Annotated in this window: 6 protein-coding genes; all 6 read right to left on the bottom strand. The window is 70.3% G+C overall.

The window, feature by feature from the left end:
- Positions 1–33: 33 nt before the first annotated feature.
- The 6 genes from gyrA to dnaN all read right to left on the bottom strand — a co-directional run bounded on the left by gyrA (position 34) and on the right by dnaN (position 8,918).
- Entirely contained in the window at positions 34–2,637 is a 2,604-nt protein-coding gene (gene gyrA / locus ACFV0G_RS15755; protein ID WP_380546943.1) for a DNA gyrase subunit A, read from the bottom strand.
- Between the two features lie 56 nt (positions 2,638–2,693).
- Complete coding sequence (gene gyrB / locus ACFV0G_RS15750; protein WP_380546941.1) at positions 2,694–4,694, bottom strand: DNA topoisomerase (ATP-hydrolyzing) subunit B; 2,001 nt, start codon at positions 4,692–4,694, stop codon at positions 2,694–2,696.
- Positions 4,695–4,976: 282 nt separating this feature from the next.
- Complete coding sequence (locus ACFV0G_RS15745) at positions 4,977–5,489, bottom strand: DUF721 domain-containing protein (protein ID WP_380546939.1); 513 nt, start codon at positions 5,487–5,489, stop codon at positions 4,977–4,979.
- A 103-nt stretch (positions 5,490–5,592) separates the two neighbouring features.
- Positions 5,593–6,726, bottom strand: a complete 1,134-nt coding sequence (gene recF, locus ACFV0G_RS15740; protein WP_380546937.1) for a DNA replication/repair protein RecF — start codon at positions 6,724–6,726, stop codon at positions 5,593–5,595.
- Between the two features lie 40 nt (positions 6,727–6,766).
- Positions 6,767–7,642, bottom strand: coding sequence for a phosphogluconate dehydrogenase (NAD(+)-dependent, decarboxylating) (gene gnd, locus ACFV0G_RS15735; RefSeq protein ID WP_380546935.1), 876 nt, complete (start codon positions 7,640–7,642; stop codon positions 6,767–6,769).
- 145 nt (positions 7,643–7,787) lie between these two features.
- On the bottom strand, positions 7,788–8,918 hold the full coding sequence (gene dnaN, locus ACFV0G_RS15730; protein WP_380546933.1) for a DNA polymerase III subunit beta: 1,131 nt from the start codon (positions 8,916–8,918) through the stop codon (positions 7,788–7,790).
- Positions 8,919–9,853 lie beyond the last annotated feature (935 nt).

Raw genomic sequence — 9,853 nt, 5'->3', positions numbered from 1 at the left:
CGGGTGGGGGTGCACCGGCCGCCGGACGTGCGGTCAGGCCTGGTCGGCCGTGCCGTCCGCCCTCGTCCCGTCCGCGGTGGGCGCGGCCTCGCCGGCCTCGTCCTCCGCGGTGTCCTCGTCCTCCGCCTCCGCGTTGCGGGCCATGCCCACCACCGCGTCGCGCTTTCCGAGGTTGATCAGTTGGACGCCCATGGTGTCACGTCCGGTTTCACGGACCTCGGAAACCCTTGTCCGGATCACACCGCCCGAGAGGGTGATGGCCATGATCTCGTCGGTCTCCTCGACCACCAGGGCGCCGACCAGCGAGCCCCGGCCCTCGACGATCTTCGCCGCCTTGATACCGAAACCGCCGCGGCCCTGGACACGGTACTCGTCCACCGACGTCCGCTTGGCGTAGCCGCCGTCGGTGGCCGTGAACACGAAGGTACCCGGTCGGATGACGTTCATCGAGAGGAGCTCGTCGTCCTCGCGGAACGCCATGCCCTTCACGCCCGAGGTGGCGCGGCTCATCGGGCGCAGCGCCTCGTCGGTCGCGGTGAAGCGGATCGACTGGGCCTTCTTGGAGATCAGCAGCAGGTCGTCGTCGGCCGAGACCAGCTCGGCGCCGATCAGCTCGTCGTCCCGGCCCTCCTCGTCCTGCCGCAGGTTGATCGCGATCAGGCCGCCGGAGCGCGGGGAGTCGTAGTCCTTGAGCGGGGACTTCTTCACCAGGCCGTTGCGGGTGGCGAGGACGAGGTACGGCTTGTCCTCGTAGGTGCGCACCGCCATCACCTGGGCGATGTGCTCCTCGGGCTGGAAGGCCAGCAGGTTGGCGACGTGCTGGCCGCGGGCGTCGCGGCCGGCGTCGGGCAGCTCGTAGCCCTTGGCGCGGTAGACCCGGCCCTTGTTGGTGAAGAACAGGATCCAGTTGTGGGTCGTCGTCACGAAGAAGTGGTCGACGATGTCGTCCTGCTTCAGCTGCGCGCCGCGCACGCCCTTGCCGCCGCGCTTCTGCGAGCGGTACAGGTCGGAGCGGGTGCGCTTGACGTAGCCGCCGCGGGTGATGGTGACGACGATGTCCTCCTCGGCGATGAGGTCCTCGATGGAGAGGTCGCCGTCGGAGGGGATCAGGGTGGAGCGCCGCTCGTCGCCGTACTTCTCGACGATGGCGGTGAGCTCCTCGGAGACGATGCCGCGCTGGCGCTCCGGGGAGGCGAGGATGGCGTTGTACTCGTTGATCTTCGCCTGGAGCTCGTCGTGCTCGCTGAGGATGCGGGCGCTCTCCAGGGCCGCCAGGCGGCGGAGCTGCATCTCCAGGATCGCGTTGGCCTGGAGCTCGTCGATGTCGAGCAGGCCCATCAGGCCGGTACGGGCCGCGTCGGCGCTCTCGGAGGCCCGGATGAGGGCGATCACCGCGTCGATCTGGTCCAGGGCCTTGAGCAGGGCGCGCAGGATGTGGGCGCGCTCCTCGGCCTTGCGCAACCGGAAGGTGGTGCGGCGGACGATGACCTCGATCTGGTGCGCCACCCAGTGCCGGATGAAGGCGTCCAGCGAGAGGGTGCGGGGCACGCCGTCGACCAGGGCGAGCATGTTGGCGCCGAAGTTGGTCTGCAGGTCGGTGTGCTTGTACAGGTTGTTGAGCACGACCTTGGCGACCGCGTCGCGCTTCAGCACGATGACCAGGCGCTGGCCGGTCCGCGAGGAGGACTCGTCGCGGACGTCGGCGATGCCGGCGATCTTGCCGTCCTTGACCAGGTCGGCGATCTTCAGCGCGAGGTTGTCGGGGTTGACCTGGTAGGGCAGTTCGGTGATCACCAGGCACTGGCGGCCCTGGATCTCCTCGACCTCGACCACCGCGCGCATGGTGATCGAGCCGCGCCCGGTGCGGTAGGCGTCCTCGATCCCGCGGCGGCCGACGATCAGCGCGCCGGTGGGGAAGTCGGGGCCCTTGATCCGCTCGATCAGGGCCTCCAGCAGCTCCTCGTTGGAGGCCTCCGGGTGCTCCAGCGACCAGAGCGCACCGGAGGCGACCTCGCGGAGGTTGTGCGGCGGGATGTTGGTGGCCATGCCGACCGCGATGCCGGTGGCACCGTTGATCAGCAGGTTGGGGATGCGCGAGGGCAGGACGGTCGGCTCCTGCGAGCGGCCGTCGTAGTTGGCCGCGAAGTCGACGGTCTCCTCGTCGATGTCGCGCATCATCTCCATGGCGAGCGGCATCATCTTGCACTCGGTGTAGCGCATCGCCGCGGCCGGGTCGTTGCCCGGGGAGCCGAAGTTGCCGTTGCCGTCGACCAGCGGCATCCGCAGCGACCACGGCTGGGCCAGGCGGACGACGGTGTCGTAGATCGAGGTGTCGCCGTGCGGGTGGTAGTTGCCCATCACGTCGCCGACGACGCGGGCGCACTTGTAGTAGCCCTTCTCGGGCCGGTACCCGCCGTCGTACATCGCGTACAGCACGCGCCGGTGCACCGGCTTGAGGCCGTCGCGGACCTCGGGCAGCGCACGGCTGACGATCACGCTCATCGCGTAGTCGAGGTACGAGCGCTGCATCTCGGTCTCGAGCTCGATCGGCTCGACCCGGGAGACGAAGGTGTCGATGGCGGTGCTCTCGGCCTGCTCCGGCTGCATGTCGCCGTCGGGACGGTTGTCGTCGACCACTGGTGGTCAGTTTCCTTTCACGCGTGACTGGACGGTACTGGCGGGGGCGGGCCCCGTCAGACGTCCAGGAAGCGGACGTCCTTGGCGTTGCGCTGGATGAAGGACCGGCGGGCCTCGACGTCCTCGCCCATCAGGACGGAGAAGAGGTCGTCGGCACGGGCCGCGTCCTCCAGGGTGACCTGCATCAGCAGACGGTGGGCCTGGTCCATGGTGGTGACGCGCAGTTCCTCGGCGTTCATCTCGCCGAGGCCCTTGAAGCGCTGGATCGCGTCGTCCTTCGGCAGCCGGCGGCCGGCCTCCACGCCCGCGGCGATGACGGAGTCGCGCTCGCGGTCGGAGTAGACGTACTCGAAGTCGTCCTTGCCCCACTTGATCTTGTACAGCGGCGGCATCGCGAGGTAGACGTACCCGGCCTCCACCAGCGGCCGCATGAAGCGGAACAGCAGGGTGAGCAGCAGGGTGCGGATGTGCTGTCCGTCGACGTCGGCGTCCGCCATCAGGACGATCTTGTGATAGCGGAGCTTGGACTCGTCGTAGTCCTCCTGGATGCCGCAGCCGAAGGCGGAGATCAGCGCCTGGACCTCGGTGTTCTGCAGCACCTTGTCGATCCGCGCCTTCTCGACGTTGAGGATCTTGCCGCGGATCGGGAGGATCGCCTGGGTGCGCGGGTCGCGGCCCTGCTTGGCGGAGCCGCCGGCCGAGTCGCCCTCGACGATGAAGATCTCGCACTCCGCCGGGTCCTTGGACTGGCAGTCGGAGAGCTTGCCGGGCAGCGACGCGGTCTCCAGCAGGCCCTTGCGGCGGGTGAGGTCGCGGGCCTTGCGGGCGGCGACCCGGGCGCTGGCGGCCTGGATCGACTTGCGGATGATGTCCGCGGCCTCGTTGGGGTTGCGGTCGAGCCAGTCGGCGAAGTGCTCGTTGACGACCTTCTGCACGAAGGTCTTCGCCTCGGTGTTGCCGAGCTTGTCCTTGGTCTGGCCCTCGAACTGCGGCTCGCCGAGCTTGACCGAGATGATCGCGGTCAGGCCCTCGCGGATGTCCTCGCCGGAGAGGTTGTCGTCCTTCTCCCGGAGGATCTTCTTGTCGCGCGCGTAGCGGTTCATCAGACCGGTGAGCGCGGCGCGGAAGCCCTCCTCGTGGGTGCCGCCGCCGTGCGTGTGGATGGTGTTGGCGAACGAGTAGACGCCCTCGGTGTACGAGCTGTTCCACTGCATGGCGATCTCGACGGAGATCGTGCGGTCCTTGTCCTCGGCCTCGAAGTCGATGACGGAGGGGTGGACCGGCTCGCCCTTGCGGGAGTTGAGGTGCGCGACGAAGTCGGCGATGCCGCCGTCGTAGCGGTAGGTCACCGAGAGCGGGTTGCCCTCGTCGTCGTAGTGCTCGGGCCGCTCGTCGGTCAGCGAGATGGTCAGGCCCTTGTTGAGGAACGCCATCTCCTGGAAGCGCCGGGACAGCGTCTCGAAGGAGTAGACCGTGGTCTCGAAGATGTCCGGGTCGGCCCAGAACGTGACGCTGGTGCCCGTCCGCTCGGTGGCCTCGTGCCGGTCCAGCGGGGCGGTCGGGGCGCCCATCTTGTAGTCCTGGGTCCACCGGTAACCGTCGGTGTGGATCTCCACCGAGAGCCGGGTGGACAGCGCGTTCACCACCGAGACGCCGACGCCGTGCAGACCGCCGGAGACCGCGTAGCCGCCGCCGCCGAACTTGCCGCCGGCGTGCAGAACGGTCAGCACGACCTCGACGGCCGGCTTCTCCTGGCCGGGGACGATGCCCACCGGGATACCGCGGCCGTTGTCCACCACCCGGACCGCACCGTCGGCCAGGATCGTCACGGCGATGGTGTCCGCGTGCCCGGCCAGCGCCTCGTCGACGGAGTTGTCCACGACCTCGTACACCAGGTGGTGCAGGCCTCGCTCGCCGGTCGAGCCGATGTACATGCCCGGGCGCTTGCGGACGGCGTCGAGGCCCTCCAACACCTGGATCGCGTTGGCGTCGTAGGACTTCCCGGTGGCCGGGTCGATCGGTTCTTGGGTCTGGCTGGGGTTGCCGGAATCGGCCACGAAGCGCCCTCTCTGGCACAGCGCGGGCCGCACCCCCGCCCCTGTCTCGGGCGGGCCTGCGACCACGGCGTTTCGACTCGGTTGCTGGCAGCAACTGTGTTTGGCTTCCAGTCTACCGGTACGACTGACAGAGAGGGGCGTTTGGCAGCCCCTGAGGGCAGATGTGCCGCCCTGAATCCCCTCCGCACATGTCCCGATACTCGACCGGGGGGCTCAGAGCCGCTACGCGGGCCGCCAGGCGTTCCGGAAGAGTTCACTCCGGGTGACGCCGCGGCCGGCCGGTCAGCCCCAGGTGTCCCCGGGCCCGCGACTGCCCGGCGCCCGCAGCCGGCCGTAGCCGCGCTTGGGCGCGTCCGGGCCCAGCACCTTGATCACCCGGACCGTCCCGTGGCCCAGCTCGTGGTTCAGCCGCGCCACCAACTGGCGAGCGAGTAGGCGCAGTTGGGTGGCCCAGGCGGTGGAGTCGCACTGCACCGTCAACACCGCCTCGGCCTCGTCGAAGGTCTTCGGCACACAGTGCGCCGCGATGTCCGGCCCGACGATCTGCGGCCAGCGGCCCATCACCCCGCCGACCGCCGCCGGCGCCTCCCAACCCCGCTCCGTGATCAATCTGTTCAGCGCCGCACCCAGCGGGACGGGATCGCGGCCGTCCGCCCGCGCCCCGCTGCGGAGCCCGTGCCGCTTGGCCTCGCGCTTCTCGCGCACCTGCTCGCCGCGCTGGCGGGCCTGCTCCTTGGCGGCCCGCAGGGCCACCCGCGCCAGGTCCACGCCCGACGGCTCCGGGGTGTCGGTCATCCGCGCTCCTTGTCCCCAGCCTGTGCATGCACCGTGCGATGCGCCCGTCCCGCGCCCCGCGTGCGCCGGGGGCGAGCCATCCAGGGTACGGAACCCGCGGGCCTCACGGGTCGAGTCGGGCCACCGAGCCGTCCGCAACGGCGTAGCGCGCGCCGGCCAGCGCCTTCGGCACGTCCTCCGCCACCGCCGCCGTCACCAGCACCTGTTCGCCGCCGGCCACCAGCTCCGCCAGCCGGTCCCGGCGGCGCGCGTCGAGTTCGGCGAAGACGTCGTCCAGGATCAGCACCGGCTCACCGCCGTCGGCCTTGAGCAACTCGTACGAGGCCAGCCGCAGGGCCAGCGCGTACGACCAGGACTCGCCGTGGCTCGCGTACCCCTTGGCGGGCAGCGGGCCGAGCCGCAGCACCAGTTCGTCGCGGTGCGGGCCGACCAGGGTCAGCCCTCGCTCGACCTCCTGCCGGCGGGCGTCCTGCAGGGCCCGGAGCAGCTGCTCCTCGGCCTGCTCCCGGCTGGTGGGCAGCTCGCCCTCGAAGGAGCTGCGGTACTCCAGCACCGTGTCGCCGCCACCCGGGGCCAACTGCCGGTAGGCCTCGGCGACCAGCGGCTGGAGCGCCGCCACCAGCTGCAGCCGGAAGGCCGTGAGCTCGGCCCCGGCCCGGGCCAGGTGGCCGTCCCAGACCTCCAGGGTGGAGAGGTCGGCGCCCTTGCCGCCGCCGGCCCGGCGCGCCATGGCGGCGGTCTTCAGCAGGGCGTTGCGCTGCTTGAGGACCCGCTCGTAGTCCTGCCGGACGCCGGCCAGCCGGGGCGCCCGGGCGGTCAGCAGCTCGTCCAGGAAGCGCCGGCGCTCACCCGGGTCGCCCTTCACCAGGGACAGGTCCTCGGGGGCGAACAGCACGGTGCGCAGCAGGCCGAGGACGTCGCGCGGGCGCACGTTGTCGGAGCGGTTGATCCGGGCCCGGTTCGCCTTGCCCGGGGTGATCTCCAGCTCGACCAGGGTGGTGCGGCCGCCCTGCACGATGCCGGTGCGGACGACCGCCCGCTCGGCGCCGAGCCTGATCAACGGGGCGTCGGTGGCGACCCGGTGGCTGCCCAGGGTGGCCACGTAGCCGATCGCCTCGACCAGGTTGGTCTTGCCCTGGCCGTTCGGCCCCACGAAGGCCGTCACGCCCGGGTCGAGGGGTACCTCGACCCGGGCGTAGGAGCGGAAGTCGGCGAGCGACAGATGCGCGACATGCATGGGTGTGGACTGCGCCCGCCTTCTGTGGACCGCTGGGGGACTACTTCGACTCGACCGCGTGGCCGCCGAACTGGTTGCGCAGCGCGGCGATCATCTTCATCTGCGGGGAGTCGTCCTGCCGGGAGGCGAACCGCGCGAACAGCGAGGCGGTGATCGCGGGCAGCGGGACGGCGTGGTCGATCGCGGCCTCGACCGTCCAGCGGCCCTCGCCCGAGTCGGCGGCCCAGCCCTTGAGCTTGGCCAGGTGCTCGTCGTCGTCCAGCGCGCGGACGGCCAGGTCGAGCAGCCAGGAGCGGATGACCGTGCCCTCCTGCCAGCTGCGGAAGACCTCGCGCACGTCGGTGACCTCGGGGGCGGCCTCCAGCAGCTCCCAGCCCTCGGCGAAGGCCTGCATCATCGCGTACTCGATGCCGTTGTGGACCATCTTGGCGAAGTGGCCGGCGCCGACCTTGCCGGCGTGCACCGAGCCGAAGTCGCCCTCGGGCTTGAGCGCGTCGAAGACCGGCATGACCTTCGCGACGTGCTCGGCGTCGCCGCCGTACATCAGCGCGTAGCCGTTCTCCAGGCCCCAGACGCCGCCGGAGACGCCGCAGTCGACGAAGCCGATGCCCTTGGCCGCGAGCTGCTCGGCGTGCTTGATGTCGTCCGTCCAGCGGGAGTTGCCGCCGTCCACCACCACGTCGCCGGGGGAGAGGAGCTCGGCGAGCTGCTCGACGGTGTCCTGGGTCGGACCGCCGGCCGGGACCATCACCCACACCACGCGCGGACCCTGCAGCTTGCTGACGAGCTCTTCGAGGCTGTCGACGTCGGCGAGTTCCGGGTTCCGGTCGTAGCCGATGACGGTGTGGCCGGCGCGGCGGATGCGCTCGCGCATGTTGCCGCCCATCTTGCCGAGACCGATGAGGCCGAGCTCCATGACCTAGTCCTTCACTGTGGTTTCGTGCTGTGACGGCGGCGCCGTTGCCGCACAGCCTGAGCCTACGCCGGGAAGCGACCCAGGCCTCCCGCGGCCGGGCTGACCGGGGGAGGCCTGGGTGTCCACAGGCTGTGGAGGGCGACGGTCAGCCGGAGAGGCGGACCGGCATGATCAGGTACTGGTAGGCCTCGTCCGCCTCCGCGTCCACCGCGGGCTTGCCGCTCAGCAGGGCGGGCTTGGTCGGTGTGGTGAAGCTCAGCTGGGCGTAGGCGGAGTCGATGGCCTTGAGGCCCTCCTCCAGGTAGCCCGGGTTGAACGCGATCGAGATGTCGTCGCCCTCGAGGTCGGCGTCGATCCGCTCGGTGGCCTGGGCGTCGTCGCCGGAGCCGGCCTCCAGGGTCAGCACGCCCTGCTCGAAGCTCAGGCGGACCGGGGTGTTGCGCTCGGCCACCAGGGAGACGCGCTTGAGGGCCTCCAGGAACGGCTGGGTCTGGATCGCCGCGACGGCCGAGAACTCGGTCGGGAAGAGGCTGCGGAACTTCGGGAACTCGCCCTCCAGCAGGCGGGTGGTGGTGCGGCGGCCCGCGCCCTCGAAGCCGATCAGGCCCTCGCCGGCCCCGCCGGAGGCGAGCGCGATCGAGACGGTGTCGCCGCTGCCCAGGGACTTGGCGATGTCCTGCAGGGTCTTGGCGGGCACCAGGGCGACCGCGGAGATGTCCGGCTGCTCGGGCTTCCACAGGAGCTCGCGGACGGCGAAGCGGTATCGGTCGGTGGCGGCGAGGGTGATCCGGTCGCCCTCGATCTCGACCCGGACGCCGGTGAGCACCGGCAGGGTGTCGTCCCGGCCCGCGGCGACGGCCGCCTGGCTCACGGCGGACGCGAAGACGTCGCCGGAGACCGTGCCGGTGGCGGTCGGCATCGCCGGCAGGGCCGGGTACTCGTCGACCGGCAGGGTCGGCAGGGTGAACCGCGAGCTGCCGCAGACCACGCTGACCCGCATGCCGTCGGTGGAGATCTCCACCGGCCGGTTCGGCAGGTTGCGGGAGATGTCGTTGAGCAGGCGGCCGGAGACCAGGACGGTGCCGGGCTCCTCGATGTCCGCCTCCAGCTCGACCCTGGCCGAGACCTCGTAGTCGAACCCGGAGAGGGCCAGGGCGCCCTCCTGGGCCGTCAGCAGCAGGCCGGCGAGCACCGGCACCGGCGGCCGCGCCGGGAGGCTGCGAGCAGCCCAGGCCACCGCCTCCGCGAGGACATCACGCTCCACCCGGAACTTCACCGGTAACCGCCTCCTGGCTCACTGCTGTCGCATTCGCGCTTGATCGTCTTCGTGCACTGGGCCGCCCGGCGCAACCGCCCGGCTTCCAGTTGCCGAGAACAGTCTGACGTACTCCGCCGACAGTCGGGGCAGATGGGCCACGGCAAGCCGAACAGATGTCGGGGAGCGGTTGTCCACAGATTTCGGCCCGACCCCCTGTTGATCAAGAAGGGGGCTCTATAGGTGTAGTGGTAGTAGTAGGGCCTGTGGATACCGTGGATAACCCTGTTTTCGCAGGTCAGGCCCCATATTTTGTCCACAGAGGCTGTGGACCGCAGCTGTGGACAAGCAGGCGTCGCTGTGGACAGCGGAGCGTTATCAACAGGGCACGCTGAGTATCCACAGGTTGTCCACAGGACTGTCCCCAGATCATGGCGGGGTTATCCACGGGCTGCAAGCACCGGCGCGTGACGCCTTTCACACCTGGGGGTGAACAATAGCGCCCCGTTGTCGAACTGTGGACAGCACTGTGGAGAACCTGGGGACAACATCCCGATTCCTGGGGACAACCGGTGGACAACCGTGTGGGCCGACTGGCGGAGCGTCAACTGTCCACACCCTGTGGATAACCGTTGTGCACAAGTCCACAGGGGGCTGACCTGGGAGGACGAGCGTAACCCGGACGGCCCTGTGGACAAATTCTGGATAACTCGCGGCCGACCCGCCTGTGGACGGGGGAAAACCACCCGATCCTGTGGATGTCCGCACTGTGCGTCGACCGCGTTCGAATGGCCGGTCAGGTGTTCCCACGGCGCAATTCCCGGCGGTCCGCCGACATGCCGGATCCTGCCCGGCGCGCGGCCGGCCACACCTGCCGTGGCACATCCGTGACCATGCGTCAGAGCCCCGGCGGCGCCGGGGGGGGGGGGGGGGCGGGGGTGCCGGGAGGGGGCGGC

It is taken from the genome of Kitasatospora sp. NPDC059571, from assembly GCF_042735675.1.
Classification (GTDB): Bacteria; Actinomycetota; Actinomycetes; order Streptomycetales; family Streptomycetaceae; genus Kitasatospora.
The sequence above is the reverse complement of the archived record's forward strand: the minus strand, read 5'-3'. Positions and strand labels throughout refer to the sequence as shown.